Here is a 15,796-nt window from a genome sequence, read left to right as displayed (position 1 = left end):
TCAGTGAAACAGGGTGAACAGGCCTTTGCCGCCCACCTTGTAGGTGAGATTGCGACAGCGCTCGCCTTTGACCTCGGCGTTCGGCCCGCCAACGATGGCGTAGGGTGCTACCGGCTTGCTGACCACCGCGTTGCCGCCGACGATCGCGCCTTCACCAATGTGCGCGCCAAATGACAACAGGGCACGGCTGGCGATCCAAGCGTAGTTGTCGATGTACACCGGCCCGCCCACGGCCCAGAACTCCGGGGCCTGGGTGTCATGGCCGCCGGCAATGATCAGCACATGGGAGGCAATGGTCACATGGTCGCCAATGATCAGCCCGCCACGGGCATCCAGTTGGCCGTGCCAGCCCACCACGGTGTCTTCGCCGATGCGCAGGCTATCCATGCCCAGTACCTCGGTGTTACGCCATACCGTGGAGCCTTTGCCGATCTTTGCGCCCCCCAGCCTCAGCCAGGCCAGACGCAGAGTGTGGCTGGGGATCTTGCAGATCAGAATGTTGTAGGCCTGTTCCCAGGTGCGCAACATGCGGTCGCGCAGGGTTGCCCAATTTTTGCCGTACAACGGAATGAGCGCGCCCTTGAGCTCTCGGCCCAGCACTGCGTAAAAGCGTCGCGCCAGCGGGTTTTCAATGCGCGGCTCGATGTTCACGTAGCTCACGAAGCACAGGATATTGCCTTTGAGCGGTTGTTCGAAACACACCTCGTTGGCCAACATCCAGTCGTAGGCAGCTTCCAATTCTTCAGTGCTCACTCCCAACTTGGTGGCGTATTCCGGCAGGGCCTGGCGCAAATTGTTGGAGTGAAAAAGCCGATGTCTCATGAGCGGTTTCCTGTATTGGCAAGGGTAGAGCCCGGGATGGCGCGCAGCCGCTTGGCCTCATGCAGGTTGAGGCCCATCAATAACCAGAACACAGCGATCAGCACCATGGTGAAACTGAAGTAATGGTCAAACAGCCCGCTGACCAGCGCTGCCAGCACACCGATGGTGCTGCCCAGCCACAGCGCATTGTCATGGGTCAAGGTGATGGTTCGGGTGGTCGGGCGGGTGTATAGCCACCAGCTGCGCACCACGGCGAGGAACATCAACAAGCCCAGCACACCCAGTTTGTAGACGTAGTTGAGGTAAAGGTTGGAAATACCCAACAGGTCGGTGTTCGGTACCGGAGGGTCGACCTTGAAACCGATACCCAATGGGTAGCTTGCCATGGCTTCAGGGAAGCTGGCGTATTCGTCGAAGCGGACCGAGGTGCTGGCGTCGTTGCTGGAAAACAGATCCGCGACGCGATCCTGCAACGGCGGATAAAACATCAGCAGCAACGCAGCGCCCACCAAGGCGACCATCAATACGCGGCCTACATAGGCCACGCGCTTGCTCACCAGCCACACCATGACCAGCAGCAGGCTGATCAGAGCGCCGCGCGAACCGGTCAGCACCAGGCCAAGCATGCCCAGCAGCGTTACCGCAACGCCCAGGGCACGTGGCCAGCCGCGGCGGGTCAGGCCGAAGCAGGCTGCCAGGGGCACCAGCAGGGCCATGGCGCCGCCAGTGATGTTGGGGTGGTTCCAGGGCGACGTCATCCGCGTGCTGAAACCCGCCAGCGTCTTGGTCACCAGGTCGATCGAGCCATAGCCCAGTTTGCCGAGCACGTCGGTAATGGTCGCGGAGGTGCGGTCCTTGAAATAGATCGGGATCGACAGCAGCAACAGAAACAAGGTGCCCAACAGCAAGCCTGTGACCAGTTGCTCACGTTTCTGCGGTGTGTCCAGCAGCCGCGGCACCAGGAACAGCGCCGACAGGTTGAACAGCCAGCGCACCCAGTTGATCGGGCCGTTGCCATCGGCATTGATGATCACTTGGCCGACCAGGAAAGGCAGTGCGCTGAAGAGCATCAACGCTACCATCCGACGTTCGGTGGGAAGCATTTTCGGGGCTTGCTGCATCTGCCCAAACAAGTGTTGAGCCATGACACTGGCCCACACCAGCATCAATACGGCTTCGGACACGGTGGTGCGAAAGCCGATGGTGACCGTGGTATACGGCAGGAATGTGGCGATGAAGGCAAATAGCAGCAAGCCCCACAACGGCCGGCGGATGATGGTGATGATGGCGGCGATGGCGACCACCGCCGCCATGACTTTCGCGGCAGGCAGCAGCCACGCCAGAATACCGAACAGGACGCTCAACAACAGGCCAAGCGGAAAGGCCAATGGCATCAGTGCAACTCCCCGAGCAGTTCGTCAAAGCGCTGGCGGTAGGCCTGTTCACCATAGCCGGCGGCCCACACTTTCAAAGCGCGATGGTCCACTGGCTGGTCAAGCGCCAGCGCTTTCATCAGCGTCACTGCCGCCGGGGTATCGGTGGGGGAAAAGCGCGGGCTGTCGGGTGGCGTGATTTCATCCAGCGCCGAGCCGCTGGCTACGGCCACGGGTGTACCTTGGGCCAAGGCCTCGATCACTGGCAAGCCAAAGCCTTCAGCGTAGGACGGCTGCCACAGGCGGGCCGCGCTGGCGTACAGGGCTTGCAACTGGGCATCGCTGATGTCGCTGAGAAAGTGCAGGCCCTGCAGGTGTTGCTGTTCCGCCGGCAGGTGCTCGCGGGCGCCGATCAGTACCAGTTCGGGGACGTTGGCATCTTGTTGGCGCGCCTGCTGCCAGGCCGCCACGAACCAGGGAATGTTCTTGCGCGGCTCCCGGGTGCCCACGCACAACCAGTAGCGTGAAGGCAGCTGCAGGTCGCTGAGGTCGGCCAGTTCGCCGCTGAACGGCACAACCAGGTTCGGCAGCACACGCACCTTGCCGCGAGCCTGGGGGAACAGCTTGATCACTTCATCGGCGGTGTACTGGGATGGCGTCCAGATGCGGTCGGCGACTTTCACCGACCAGCCGATCGACAGCTTGTCGGTGTAGCCATACACCCGCGCCTTGAGCTGCGAGCCATGAGCGTTGGTCAAGGTCAGTTGGAACAGATCATGCAATTGCAGCACGTACTTCATGCCCTCGGGCTTGCGCCCAAGGGGCAGGCCCATGTTGAAATTGGCAATGTAAACCTGGATATCGGCTTCGCGCAGGGCGCCGGGCAGAAAACCGGCCTCGAATTTGAGCCTCAGGGGCAGGCGGTGCAGGCCGCTCAGTGGCGCACCCCAGCGCGGGCAGTGGGCCTTGCGCCGGATGACATGGTCCTCGGGGGCCAGGCTGAACAACTGCAACTGCACGTTCGGGTTGGCCCGCGACGCTTGTTCCAGCGCCAGGTTCTGACGGCCGATGCCGCTATTGGGATAGCAAGTGGCGGGGCGATAATCCAGTCCTATGCGCATACGCTGGTGTCTTCCATAGGTTGCAAAAGCCGTGAATAAACGTGTTCAAGCTGAGCCGCGGCAACGGCCCAGTCGTGATGGCCGCGCACGTAATCGCGCGCAGCGTCGCAAAGAGCTTGCAGCCGTGCCGGGTCGCGTACCGCGTCAGCCAGCAGTTGTGCCAGGCCCTCGGCGGTTTCACTGCCCAAGTAGTGGTGCCCATTGTTGACCGCCAGGCCCGACACGCCCTGGCCCGTGGTAACCACCGGCAGGCCGGCGGCCATGGCTTCCAGCACCTTGAGCTTGGAGCCGCCACCCTGGCGCAGCGGGGCGAAGAAAACCGCCGTCTGCTCTTGCAGCGCACGCAGGTCGGGCACGAAACCCTGGAACTGCACTCGCGGATCGGGCCAGCGCTCGCGCCATTGGGCGGGCAGGGCAAAACCGCAGACCGACAGTTGCACCTCGGGGTTCAATGCCCAGACTTTCGGCATAATGGAGTCCAGCGCCCATTCCACCGCATCCAGGTTGGGGCTGTATTCGTAGTTGCCGATGAACAACAGGCGCTGGCTGTTGAAGTCCGGCTGTACCGACGCGTAATGCGGGCAGTCGACGCCGTTGACCACCACGGGCGCCTGGCGCTGGAACAGCGCCTGCATCTGCTCCGCGTCGGCTTGGGTCACTGCTACCAATTGCGTCGCTTGAGCGAACACGCGCTTTTCCCAACGGCGGTAGCGCCATTGGTCGTAGGCGGTGAAGGGTTTCAGCCAGCCAGGAAAGCGATCATAGCTGGCCGCCCCCAGCGCCGATTCGATGTTGTGCTCGGTCAGCAGGAACGGCTGGCCGTGGCGGTGCAAGGCGCGTTCGTAGGGCTGGAAGCTGTAGCTGTGCTCGATCTGCACCACGTCCCAGTGGGTGCTCAGCAACTGGTCGAAGTAGCGTTCCAGTTCCGGCGCCAGGCCATTGATGCTGGCCAGCATCGGGTAAGGCGCGGCCAGCACCGCCAGCAGGGTCTTGAGGCTGCGCAGCGGGCGGCGCGGCAACACAATCAACTGCTCCAGGAACGGTTCCAGGGCGTTGCGTGTAGCCTGGTCAACCTCGGTCTTGGACTGCACCAGCAGCGTAATGCGATGCCCGCGCGCGGCCAGGCTGCGCAGCAGATGGTACTGGCGGGTCTTGCCGCCGCTGGTGGTGGGCCACGGCAAATAGGGCAGGGTCCAGAGAATACGCATTGAATCGTCCTTGTTACCAGACCAGCATTTGCAGGCTGGTCTTGAGCGGAACACTGATGCCCTGGGCATTGGCCAGGCTGGTGCTGGTGCCCTGCAACGGGTCGAAGAGCGTCGCCGAAGGCACCGAGGGCAGCGTCACCGTGGCGCCCGAGGTGGCACTCCAGATCAGCCACAGGTGCGTGCCGTCGGCGCGGGTCCAGGCAATGTTGAACAAGTCGCCAGGGCCGTTGGTATAGGTCGGCGCGTCAGCCGGTTCCAGGCGCGCGCCCGTCACGCCGAGGAAGTTTTTCAGGGCGGTGTACACCGGTTTCGGATTGCCGTTGATGTCTACCAGGCCATAGGACTGGTCCCGTACCGAGGCGCGGGCATCCAGGTCGGTGAGGTTGAACAGGAAGATGCGCTGGTAATCCATGGCGCTCATCAATGCCAGGCGGCGCAAGGTGTAGTCGGCCTGGCCGGCGGTGCCGATGATCGCTTGCTCTTCCACCGGCCCGGCATAGCTGGACCAGCCCCATTCGTCGGCCCATACCTGGGTCACGCCCTTGCTGTGCAGGGTGGTGTTGAGCAAGTTGCCGCGCTGGATAAAGTCCTTGGCGGTGGTGTCATCGCCTTCTGGGTAAGCTGAATAGGGATGGTAGGAGGCGATGATGTTGCTGGACGGCAGGCCCTGGTCGACCAGGTCGGTGAGGATCAGCCCCGAGGTGCTTTGCATCTGGCTGTAGTAGGCCATGCCCGCAGTGCCAACGGCTTTATCAGGAGCGGCGGCACGAATGGCCGCCGCCGCGGTGAACAGCAGCTTGCCATAGGCGGTGGGGTCTTCTTTGGGCAGCCAGTAGATATTGGGTTCGTTCCACACCTGCCAGGTGTTCACCTGCGGATAGCGTTTGGCGAGCATGGCCATGCGGTTGGCGAAGATGCTGAAATCGGTGGGCGGATACTGGTCCACGGCGGTGGCACCGCTGGGTGCGCTGCTGTCGAAGGTCGCCGAACCGACCAGGTAGGCGGCGATGTTGTAGTTATGCTGTGCCATTGCCGCCATCGCGCCGTCCAGCGCGGCAACGTCGAAAGTGCCCTGCGCAGGTTCGATGACCGCCCAGTGAATGCTCAGGCGCACCCAAGTAAGCCCCAAGGCGTCGAGGGCCGACATCTGCTTCTGGTAGACGGCCGGGTCGAAATACTGGAACTGTGCGTTGACGCCCAGGAAATCACTCCATGTCACCGCTCGCGGACCCTTGAGTGTGATGTCTGCCTCGGCCTTGTCGCTCCACGGCAAGGTGCTGACTGCCACAATGGCGCACAGCAGGACGGGTATCCATACGATTGGCTTTTTCCACATGATCAGCGCCCTCCACAGGCGTCCTCGAACATTTGCGCAAAACGAGCGGCCGTGAGTGGCCAGGTTCGTTGACTGCCGATCAGGCTGGCGTGCTCGGCCCAGCGTATCGCCAGTTCCGGTGTGGCACACAAGTGACTCAATTCAGCTGCCAGGGCCTGTACATTGCCCTGCGGGAAGATGACGCCATTGTCGTTGGCCACTTCTTCGGCGAACGAACGGGCATCGGAGGTAATGGCCCCCCGGCCGCAGGCCACCGCCCATGACAGGGCGCCGCTGGTGCCGCGCAGGTTGCCCAGCAGCTTGAGCTTGCTGGACTCGCGGTAGGGCAACACCATCACGTGGTGGGCCTGGATGACCTTGGGAATATCGGCAGCCGGCAAGTCCAGCCCCCATTCGATGGCATCGCCCAGTTGCAACTGGTCGATGCGCTGGCGCAGCTGGTCCAGGTAACTGCCCGACGGGCCGAAGGCCATTTCCGGTTCGCTGCCGCCGGCCAGGGTCAGGCGGATGCGGTCGCGCAAGGCCGGCTGCTGGCTGAACGTAAGCGCCAGGGCGTCCAGCAGGTCCTCGATGCCTTTGCCGCGGTAGATAAAGCCGAAGTACAGCAGGCGCAGGGGCTCCAACGGTGGCAGCGGCGCCGACGGGATGTCCAGGTTGCCGTGGGGGATCACCACCATCTGCTCGTCACGCAGGCCCATGCGCTGTTTCAGGGCCTGGTTGCCAGAGCGGGTCAGGGTTATCAGACGCGTCAGGCTGCGCGCCAGTTGGCGCTCTTCGCGCAGGCACAGGGGGTCGGCCAATACCGTGGCCATCTGCGGCAACGGGTTGGGCAGGCCTTGGGCCAGCGACAGTGGCCAGGGCAGGTGTTCACGGCGCCATACCAAGCGCTCCGGGTCATGCACGGTGGCGGTCAGCGGCAGGCGCGGGAAGCGCTCGCGCAGGGCCCGCAAGCCGTTGAATTCAGCCAGGCGGCCACCGCCGATCTCGGCATGCACCAGGTCGATGCCCTGCCAGTCGAAGGCCTTGATAGCCGCCTGGGTAGCTTGCACGTCGTTGCCCAGGCCCGCCAGTGGTGCGCTGACGGTCACGCCCTGTTGTTCCAGGGCGTGCTTGAGGTGCCCGGCGTAGTCAGCGATGCCGTTCTGTTCCGGTGGCAGGGGCGCCAGCAGGGCAATATGCATCAGCCATGGCTCCGGATGCGCGACATGAAGGTCAGCACCTTGGCCGGAATCTCGAAGCGGCGACGGTTGATGATGATGCCATCAACACGCTTGAACGCCGTGGTGAGAATCGACAGGGCGTTTTCCAGTACTGGGACGGTGGTTTTCTCGGCTTCGACGATCAGCGCAATCAGGTCAGCCTCGCGCAGGGTGACGAAGGCTTCCTGGTTGGAGAAGAACCCGGCGGCGTCCAACAACACGATTTCGCCCGGTTGCGCCGCGCCCTGGCCGTTGACGCGCACCAGGTGGCCACGCTCTTGCAGCAGCGTGCGCAAGTGCTCGATGACAAAGCTCACGCCTTCGCCCTTGCGCGCCGAGGTCAGGCCGATGCTCAGGCCGCTGAGGGCCACTTGCTTGAGCGGCAGCACCCCATAGAGGCGGTACATGCTGGCGGTGAAGGCGCTGATGCGTGCCGCCTCCTGGCCGCTGATGTCTTGCAGGCTGGTCCATACCTTGATGCCGAAACGCTCCTCGATCTTGTCGCCGTCGTGGATGCGCTGGTCCAGCAGGTAGAAGAAGTACAGGGCCAGCAGGCCAACCGCCAGGCTGATTGGAATGGCGAACAGAATCATCAGCAGGCTTTTCGGGAACACACGGCTAGGGTTGAGGGTGGCCTGTTCGACCACGGCGATGTTGCTGATCTGGCTGGCATCGAGCTCACGGTCGATACGGGCTTTTTCCAGGCTGTCGCTGTACAGGGCAAAGCTCTTCTCGGCGGCGTCCAGGTTAAGTTGCAGCTGCGACAGTTGTGGTTCCAGGCCCACGGCCTGGGTGCGGTCGCCTTCCAGCTTGGCCAATTGGGTTTCCTGCTGCGCGGCCTGGGACTGCAGGCGGCTGAGGCTGGCGGACTGGTCGGCGATGCTGTTTTGCAGGCGGGTATAGATTGGGTTTGGCGCCATGTTCTGCGAGCGCTGCACGGTCGCGTTCTCCCCGTTCATCAGCGCTTGCAGGTTGGCGATGGCGGTGTTGATGGCCTTCACCGGAGGTGCGTCGTCGTTGAAGGTGCGTAGCAGCTCCTGTTTCTCGATCTGCTTGGTGTTGATGCGCGTGCTCAGGTCTTCACGGTCCGGGTTGCGGGCGATTTCACGAGCGATGCTGATTTCCGGCGGGATGCTTTTCATCTGCGCTTTCAGCGTGTCCAGGCCAGCCTGGGTGGACGCGATCGAGCGCAGGGTGTTGAGGCGCTCGCCCTTGAGGTCGTTGAGGTTGCGCGACACATCGTTCAGGCGCTCGGTGATGCTCACCGCGCCCAGTTGGTCGAGCAGGCTCTGGATGTTTTTCTTGGTCTCCAGGATGCGTTGCTGGGTAGCCTTGCTCTCGCCTTCATAGAAGGAGTAGAGGCTCTTGCGGCCCAGGGTACGGGTGCGCTCTTCCTGATAGTTTTCGATCCAGCTTTTGACCACCGTCTGGGCCACTTGCGGATCGCTCCAGGTGAAGCTGATTTCCATCACCGAGGAGCCGGTGGCGTGGGTCACGCTGAAGTTCTTCTCAAGCTGGGTGGCCAGGCGCTCCACCGGGGTCTGCTTCTCCACCAGGCCAAGCAGTTGCAGGAAGCCGCGGCCAATGTCGGCCAGGCTTTGCACGGCACTTTTGACCCCGTATTTGAGGTTGGCGACCACGCCTTCCTTGCGCGGCTGGCGCGACAGGTCATCCAGGTACTGCTCGGCCACCAGGCGAGTGATCGGGCGGCCGGTGAGCATGCGCTCCTCGTCCACCACCGGGTCGCGCTGCAGCGGGACCACGGCCGTCTGGCGGTCGGACACCTCGATGGGCAGGGTGCTGTCGCGGCCGGGCTTGACCAGCAGCAGTGCCGTGGACTCATAACGGTTGGGCAGCAGGAAGGCGCCCAGCAGGATTACCACGAACGTCACCGCAACGGTGATTTTCACTTCACGCTTGAAGATGAAAAACAGGCGCAGCAAATCGCGGAAGGAACGGATATTGATCATGTCTGTTGTCCTTTACGATCAGTTATTGTTGTTGCGCAAGTCGTAGGTCACGCCAACGCCAATGGATTTGGAGAATGGGATGAGTTGGTTCAGGTACAGATCGACCGACTCGATGCCATTACCCACATGGGATTTGGGCACGAACACTACGTCACCGCGCTGCAGCAATACGGGGCCGCGATCGTTGTTGGCAAACAGGGAACTGCTGTAGTCAAAGAAGTACGTCTTGTACTTGCCGCTTTCTTCCTGGCGCATCAAGGCCACGTTGTGGCTGTCGGCCACCGACAGCACGCCGCCGGCACCGATGATGGCCTGCTCCAGCGTGGTCGCCACGTTCACCGACAGGGTGGTGGGGCTACGCACGGCGCCGCCAACAAACACGGTGTTGCTGGGCGCCGAGTTGATGTTGATGGTCAGCGATGTCTCGCGGTAGATCTTCTCAAGCTTGACCTCCAGCACCTTGGTCAGCTCTTCGGTGGACAGCCCGGCCGCCCGCACCTGACCGATGTAGGGGTAGGAGAAGGTGCCGTCGTTCTGCACCGGGAACAGGGTCAGCTCGTAGATCGAGTTGGCGGTGAACGCCGAGATCGACGGCGCCTCGCCCGTGTTGCGCACGATCCTCAAGGTGTCGCCGGCGCGGATACGTTCTGGCGGCAGGGGTTTGCCGGCCAGCGAGTTACCCGCGTCATGAGCTGCTTTCAGCACGTTACCACTGGGCAATGAAACTTTGGCTGGACTGCTGCAGGCTGCGAGCAGGACAACGCTTAACATAAGCAACACTTTTTTCATTGGTCAGTCTTCCTGTGGTGCATGAAATACAGCTCCCTGGCGGATCCGCGTCGGTCAGTCGTTGTCAGTGGGTTCAGGCTTTGGGCGCTTCTGGCACCCGGCCGTAAATGTCGGTAAAGCGCACGATGTCGTCTTCACCCAGGTACTCGCCGCTCTGCACCTCGATCATCACCAGGTCGATGACGCCGGGGTTGACCAGGCGGTGGGTATGGCCCGGCTTGATGAACGTCGACTCGTTAGTGTCGAGCAGGAACTCGCGCTCGCCATTGGTCACCCGCGCCATGCCGCTCACCACAATCCAGTGCTCGCTGCGGTGGTGGTGCATCTGCAGCGACAGCGAGCCGTTGGGGCGTACCACGATGCGCTTGATCTTGAAGCGCTTGCCTTCCTCCAACACGGTGTAGGTGCCCCACGGGCGCGTCACGGTGCGGTGCAGGCGGTAGGCGTCGTGGCCCTGGCGTTTGAGCTCCTGGGCAATGTATTTGACCTCCTGGCTGCGGTCGCCGTCGGCGATCAGCAGGGCATCGGGGGTGTCGATGATGATCAGGTTGTCCAGGCCCACGCCGCCTACCAGGCGCTTGGGCGAGTCGATGTAGCAGTTGTGCACGTCGTGCAACACGGTCTCGCCGTTGCACTGGTTGCCATTGCCGTCGGACGGGCTCAGTTCGCGTACCGCCTGCCACGAGCCGATGTCGCTCCAGCCCAGTTCGCAGGGGATGACCGCGACTTTCTGCGAGCGCTCCATGATGGCGTAGTCCACGGAAATGTCCGGGGCATTGGCGAACGCGGTGCTGTCCAGTTCCAGCTGGATCTCGCGGTTGCCATCCTTGCGGTGGCTGGCGGCCAGGCACGTGCTGACCTTTTCCAGCACCTCGGGTGCGTGCTGTTCGAATTCGCGCAGAATCGCATCCACGCGCATGCAGAACATGCCGGCGTTCCACAGGTGCAGGCCGCCCTTGAGGTATTCCTGGGCGGTGACGGCGTCGGGCTTTTCTACAAAGCGAGCCACCTGGAAGCCGCCCTCGCTCAGCGCCTGGCCTTTCTCGATATAGCCAAAGCCGGTTTCGGCACGGCTTGGCACGATGCCGAACGTCACCAGCCAACCCTGGTCAGCCAGGCTGCGAGCAGCGTCCACGGCCTTGCCGAACGCTTCGATGTCGGTGATCAACTGGTCGGCCGGCATTACCAGCAACTGCGCGTCTTCACCGTACAGGCGTGCGGTGTGCAGGGCTGCGGCGGCAACGGCCGGGGCGGTATTGCGACCGAACGGTTCAAGAATGAAGTCCAGCCCGGCGCCGCCCTTGTTCAGCAGCCGGTAGTCGTCCAGGGTACGGAAAAACACTTCGCGGTTGGTCACAGTCAGCAGGCGGTCCACGCCTGGCAGGCCGCTGGCGCGCTTGAAGGTTTTCTGCAGCAGGCTTTCACCATCGGGCAAGCGCATGAACGGCTTGGGCATGGCTTCGCGGGAGACGGGCCACAGGCGGGTACCTGCGCCGCCGGCGATGATGCAGGGGATGAGCGTGCCCATTCAATAAACCTCGCGAGTGAAAAGCACTGCCGGGACAGTGCGGAACAGGATGTAAAGGTCAAACCACACTGACCAGTTTTCGATGTATTCGAGGTCGAATTCCACACGCTTCTCGATCTTTTCCAGCGTGTCGGTTTCGCCACGGTAGCCGTTGATCTGCGCAAGCCCGGTAATGCCCGGCTTGACCCGGTGGCGGGAGGTGTATTCCTTCACCGCTTCCTCGAACAGAATGCCGGCGGCCTTGGTGGCGGTGGCATGGGGGCGTGGGCCGACCATGGACATGCTGCCGCCGAACACGTTGAACAACTGCGGCAGCTCGTCCAGGCTGGTCTTGCGAATGAAGCGGCCTACCCGGGTGATGCGCGAGTCGCCGCGCACTGTCTGTTTTTCCGCATTGGCGTCGGCCTGGTGCTGATGCATTGAGCGGAACTTGAACACTTCGATCAAACGGTTGTTGTAGCCATAGCGCTTTTGCTTGAACAGCACCGGGCCGGGTGAGTCGAGCTTGATGGCCAGGGCCACCAGCAACATGATCGGCGACAGCAGGGTCAGGGCGATGGTGGAAATCACCATGTCTTCCACACGCTTGAAAAACGGCGACCAGCCACGCAACGGCACTTCCGAGGCGTTGAACATGGGCAGGTTGGCGACTTCGGTGATGCGGTTGTGGGAATGGCGAAAGGCAACCATGTCCGGCACCAGCAGCACGTTCACCGGCAGGCGGCGCAGCTCGCGAATGATGTAGTCCATGCGGTTTTCCGCCGACCACGGAATGGCCACCAGTACCTGGGTGACTTTCTCTTCGCGAATCAGTTGTTCCAGGTCCTGGGTGTTGCCCAGCAGGGGCAGGTTGACCAGGGTCTTGGGCAGGCGGGCCATACGGTCATCGATGAAGCCCACCACCCCGGAACGGATATCCTGGTGTTGCAGCAAGTATTCGGCCAGGCGCTGGCCGTTTTCGGTGGCGCCCAGAATCACTGCGTTCTGCAGGAATACGCCGCGCACCATCAACTGCTGGAACAGGGTGAGGATGATCAGCCGCTCGATGCCGAACAGGATGAAGGTGCCGATAAACCAGATGGCCAGTTGCAGGTTGCTGATGAAGTCGAACAGCGACAGGGCACGGTGCATGAACAGCAGCAGGCAGAACGCCGACGCCCAGGCGTAGAACGTGGTCTGGAAGCGCAGGCGGTTACTGAAAATCGATTCGGCATAGACCCCTAGCGCCTGGAAAATCAGCACGCTGAGGAAACCGAAGAAGCACAGTACGGCCAGGTCGTTCTTCACCGCGCCAACCTCGATGCTCGAATCGAGCCACAAGATCAGCAGCCCAGGGGCTATGGCGGTAAAACCGTGGACCAGGCGAATAGCAAAGAGAAAATACTCGACCATACTCGGCCGAGTCATCAGCAGACTGTCCACGGGTTGCAAGCGCATATATCCCTTCCCTCCAGACCGTTGGTAATCCAAGGCCGACAACAAGAATTGCGGCAGTTCCATAGTGCGTCATGGGTATGACTGTTTTTCGCTGGGTCCCATCCGTGGTGGCAAATTATTGTCGCTTTATTCTTGGCGGGGAATTGCGCGTCATTTTTCCGTTAGCGCGGTACTTTAAGGTCGGACGCTTTGGAAAACAACAAAGATACGTGGCACTTTGAAATCTGAGTAAAGTCCATGAAGCACCGCCTTGCGAATGAAAAAAACGCGATGCGCCAAAAAAATATTCAGCGGCCGATGATCTGTATGGCTTTTTTTGACGCCTTTGTGGTCGAAAACTGCTTCTGGGGGCTTTCTTGAAGGGCGGAGGCAGGATGACGACGCGCAAGGCATTTTTGATTTTGCATGGCAAGCAGGCACTCAATGACGAGGTGCGCCGCGCCGTGGAGGCACAGCGCGCCAGCGGTGTGGAGATTGCCGTGCGCCTGACCTGGGAGGCGGGCGATGCCCAGCGTTTGGTGGGCGAGGCGCTGGCTGCTGGGTATACGCATATCATCGCCGGCGGTGGCGATGGCACCCTCAGAGACATTGCCGAGGCCATTGCCCGGGCGCACACGGACGCCAGCCTTGTGTTGATGCCATTGGGCACAGCCAATGATTTTGCCCGTGCGGCCGGTGTGCCGCTCGATTGCGCGGGTGCGTTGGCGCTGCTGGACGCGCCGGCCAGGGCCATCGACCTGGGGGAGGTGGGCGGGCAGATGTTCCTGAACATGGCCACCGGCGGTTTCGGCAGCCAGATCACCGCCAGCACCTCCGATGACCTGAAGAAGGTGCTGGGTGGGGCGGCGTACCTGTTCACCGGGCTGTCGCGGTTCGCCGAACTGCGCCCGGCCTATGGTCGTTTGCGTGGCCCGGGCTTCGAATGGGAAGGCCAACTGCTGGCCCTGGGCATCGGCAACGGTCGCCAGGCCGGTGGCGGCCATGTGCTGTGCCCCACGGCGCTGGCAGATGACGGCCTGCTGGACGTCAGTATCCTGCCGGCGCCCACCGAAGTGTTCGGCACCCTCAAGGACCTGCTGGCTGGTGGCCTGGGGGTGGACAACCTGTTTGTGCGGGCGCGCTTGCCGTGGGTGGAGATCCACAGCGCCGAAGGGCTGGATATCAACCTGGACGGCGAACCGCTGACGGGCGACAACCTGCGCTTCAGCGCCCGCAAGGGCGCATTGAACGTGCACCTACCCGCCCATTCGCCGCTGGTGACAAAGCCGCACGCCTAGCCGCTGCCCAAGGCTTGCGCCGGCCACAGTGGACACTACGCATGTTCAGCGTGAAATCTACAGCGTGGCAGTGGTCAGTCGTCGAGGCTGATGATGCGCTCGCGTACGGCAAACAGCACCAGGCCGGCCACATCGAAGATCTGCAGGCGCTTCATGATCTGCGAACGGTGGGTTTCCACGGTCTTCACGCTCAGGCCCAGGCCGTTGGCAATTTCCCGGGTGGATTTGCCGCGCACAATCAGGCGCAGGATTTCCAGTTGCCGCGGGGTGAGGTTGTGGTTGTCGGCCAACTCCGGCTTGTTGCTTTGCACCCGTATCAACGCCTGGTTGATGACCGTGTGGGCGATGGCCGGGCTGAGGTAGCGCTCGTTGCCGCGCAGTGCATCCAGAGCCTGTTCCAGTTCCACCGCCGTGGTGTCCTTGAGCAGGTAGCCGTGGGCGCCCATTTCCAGCGCCTGCATGATCATCTCGGGGTCGGTGTGCATCGACAGGATCAGCACCTTGCTGCGCGGCCGGGTGGCCCGCAGGCGGCCCAGCGCTTCCAGCCCGCCGGTGTCGCGCATGGAAAGGTCGAGCAGCACGATGTCCGGGTCCAGGCGTTGCACCATGTCCAGCAATTGCGCGCCATCACTGGCTTCGCCGATCACCGCGTAGCCGGGCAGGTCCGACACCAGGGCGCGCACGCCCGCTCGGATCAGCGAGTGATCGTCTACCAGCAGTAATTTGCAGATCATAGGCCGTTGCCCAGGTTGGCTCGTTCCAGGTCGCGCGGCGCCCACGGAAAGAGTGCTTCAAGTTGAGTGCCATGGCCAGGCTGGCTGGTCACCTTCAGCCAGCCGCCGATCAGGCTGGCGCGCTCCTGCATGCCAGACATGCCTCGCAACCCGTGGCGGGCCGGGTCGTCCACCGGGGTAAAGCCCACGCCATCGTCGCTGATGTACAGGCGCAGGCCCTCGGGCGCGCGCTGCAGGCGTACCAGCAGGTTGGCAGCCTGGGCATGGCGAAGCAGGTTGGTCACCGCTTCCTGGGTAATGCGAAAGGCCGCGACTGCCATTTCCTCGGGAATGCCGGTCATCTGTTGGCGGCACTCCAGGCTCCAGTGCACGCTGGTGTTTTCCAGGGTGCGCAACAGATGCGCGCGCAGGCTGGCTTCCAGGCCCAGGCTGTTGAGCTGGCGCGGGTTGAGAATGGCCGACACGTCGCGCACCTTGGTCAGGGTTTCGTCGATGGTGTCGCGCAATGTCGCAAAGCCCTCTTCCAGATCATTGGGCAGGCGCCGTTGCAGCCAGTCCGCCTGCATCATGGCGGCCGTGAGCAACTGGCCAATGTCGTCGTGCAGTTCACGGCTGAGCCGGTGGCGTTCGTTTTCCTGAACTTCAAGCAGGCGGTCGGCCAGCTCCTGAGGTTTGAACGCAATGGACTTCTGGGCGCCGCGGTGCTGCAGCCAGACGCTGAGCATGGCTGCCACGTTTAACACCAGCAGGGCGGCAGGAACAGTGCCGCCATGGGCAAATATCAATGCATTGCCCAAGAGCGAAGAAAGGCACAGCAACACGGTCAGCCAACGCATTTGATGTAGGCCCATTGGCCACTGTGTGTATTTTCTGAAACTGGCGTACATAGAGAACGGAGCCAAGAAATAGTCGCTGCTGATAACCGGTTAAGGCGTTGTTGAAACCTGTTTCCAGGGCTCCATGCTCTTGATGTGTCGCGTGGTACAAAAAAGGCAGGCAAAT

At 62.2% G+C, this 15,796-nt stretch carries 13 protein-coding genes; 1 reads left to right on the top strand and 12 read right to left on the bottom strand.

Annotated elements, in window-relative coordinates; genetic code table 11:
• The 10 genes from PMM47T1_RS10585 to PMM47T1_RS10540 form a co-directional block, all read right to left on the bottom strand.
• On the bottom strand, window positions 1-822 hold the full coding sequence (locus tag PMM47T1_RS10585; RefSeq protein WP_008368431.1) for an acyltransferase: 822 nt from the start codon (window positions 820-822) through the stop codon (window positions 1-3).
• A complete protein-coding gene (locus tag PMM47T1_RS10580) occupies window positions 819-2,216 on the bottom strand; it encodes an O-antigen ligase family protein (RefSeq protein ID WP_008368430.1) in 1,398 nt (465 codons plus the stop codon). Before PMM47T1_RS10580 ends, PMM47T1_RS10585 begins: the two co-directional genes overlap by 4 nt.
• A complete protein-coding gene (locus tag PMM47T1_RS10575) occupies window positions 2,216-3,316 on the bottom strand; it encodes a glycosyltransferase family 4 protein (RefSeq protein ID WP_008368429.1) in 1,101 nt (366 codons plus the stop codon). The genes PMM47T1_RS10580 and PMM47T1_RS10575 overlap by 1 nt, the downstream gene beginning before the upstream one ends.
• Entirely contained in the window at window positions 3,307-4,524 is a 1,218-nt protein-coding gene (locus PMM47T1_RS10570) for a glycosyltransferase family 4 protein (RefSeq protein ID WP_008368428.1), read from the bottom strand. Before PMM47T1_RS10570 ends, PMM47T1_RS10575 begins: the two co-directional genes overlap by 10 nt.
• 13 nt (window positions 4,525-4,537) lie before the next feature.
• Window positions 4,538-5,860, bottom strand: coding sequence for a cellulase family glycosylhydrolase (locus PMM47T1_RS10565; protein WP_008368427.1), 1,323 nt, complete (start codon window positions 5,858-5,860; stop codon window positions 4,538-4,540).
• A 2-nt stretch (window positions 5,861-5,862) separates the two neighbouring features.
• Window positions 5,863-7,041 carry a glycosyltransferase gene (locus PMM47T1_RS10560; RefSeq protein WP_008368426.1) on the bottom strand — a complete coding sequence of 393 codons (1,179 nt, stop codon included), beginning with the start codon at window positions 7,039-7,041 and terminating at the stop codon, window positions 5,863-5,865.
• Window positions 7,041-9,029 (bottom strand): GumC family protein, encoded by a 1,989-nt coding sequence (locus PMM47T1_RS10555; RefSeq protein WP_008368425.1) that lies wholly within the window; start codon window positions 9,027-9,029, stop codon window positions 7,041-7,043. The genes PMM47T1_RS10560 and PMM47T1_RS10555 overlap by 1 nt, the downstream gene beginning before the upstream one ends.
• Before the next feature lie 18 nt (window positions 9,030-9,047).
• The gene (locus tag PMM47T1_RS10550; RefSeq protein ID WP_008368424.1) at window positions 9,048-9,818 is read right to left on the bottom strand and encodes a polysaccharide biosynthesis/export family protein; all 771 of its coding nucleotides are present in this window, start codon (window positions 9,816-9,818) and stop codon (window positions 9,048-9,050) included.
• A gap of 73 nt (window positions 9,819-9,891) precedes the next feature.
• Window positions 9,892-11,346: a mannose-1-phosphate guanylyltransferase/mannose-6-phosphate isomerase gene (locus tag PMM47T1_RS10545; RefSeq protein WP_008368423.1), complete on the bottom strand. Its 1,455-nt coding sequence runs from the start codon at window positions 11,344-11,346 to the stop codon at window positions 9,892-9,894.
• Window positions 11,347-12,783 carry an undecaprenyl-phosphate glucose phosphotransferase gene (locus tag PMM47T1_RS10540; protein ID WP_008368422.1) on the bottom strand — a complete coding sequence of 479 codons (1,437 nt, stop codon included), beginning with the start codon at window positions 12,781-12,783 and terminating at the stop codon, window positions 11,347-11,349.
• Window positions 12,784-13,157: 374 nt separating this feature from the next.
• Between PMM47T1_RS10540 and yegS the strand changes: the two genes are divergently transcribed.
• Window positions 13,158-14,060 (top strand): lipid kinase YegS, encoded by a 903-nt coding sequence (yegS, locus tag PMM47T1_RS10535; RefSeq protein ID WP_008368421.1) that lies wholly within the window; start codon window positions 13,158-13,160, stop codon window positions 14,058-14,060.
• Window positions 14,061-14,134: 74 nt separating this feature from the next.
• Here the strand turns inward: yegS and PMM47T1_RS10530 are convergent, their stop codons facing one another.
• Window positions 14,135-14,794, bottom strand: coding sequence for a response regulator (locus PMM47T1_RS10530; protein WP_008368420.1), 660 nt, complete (start codon window positions 14,792-14,794; stop codon window positions 14,135-14,137).
• A complete protein-coding gene (locus PMM47T1_RS10525) occupies window positions 14,791-15,681 on the bottom strand; it encodes a sensor histidine kinase (RefSeq protein ID WP_043300912.1) in 891 nt (296 codons plus the stop codon). The genes PMM47T1_RS10530 and PMM47T1_RS10525 overlap by 4 nt, the downstream gene beginning before the upstream one ends.
• Between the last annotated feature and the right edge of the window lie 115 nt (window positions 15,682-15,796).

The organism is Pseudomonas sp. M47T1, assembly GCF_000263855.1.
Taxonomy (GTDB): Bacteria; Pseudomonadota; Gammaproteobacteria; order Pseudomonadales; family Pseudomonadaceae; genus Aquipseudomonas.
The sequence above is the reverse complement of the archived record's forward strand: the minus strand, read 5'-3'. Positions and strand labels throughout refer to the sequence as shown.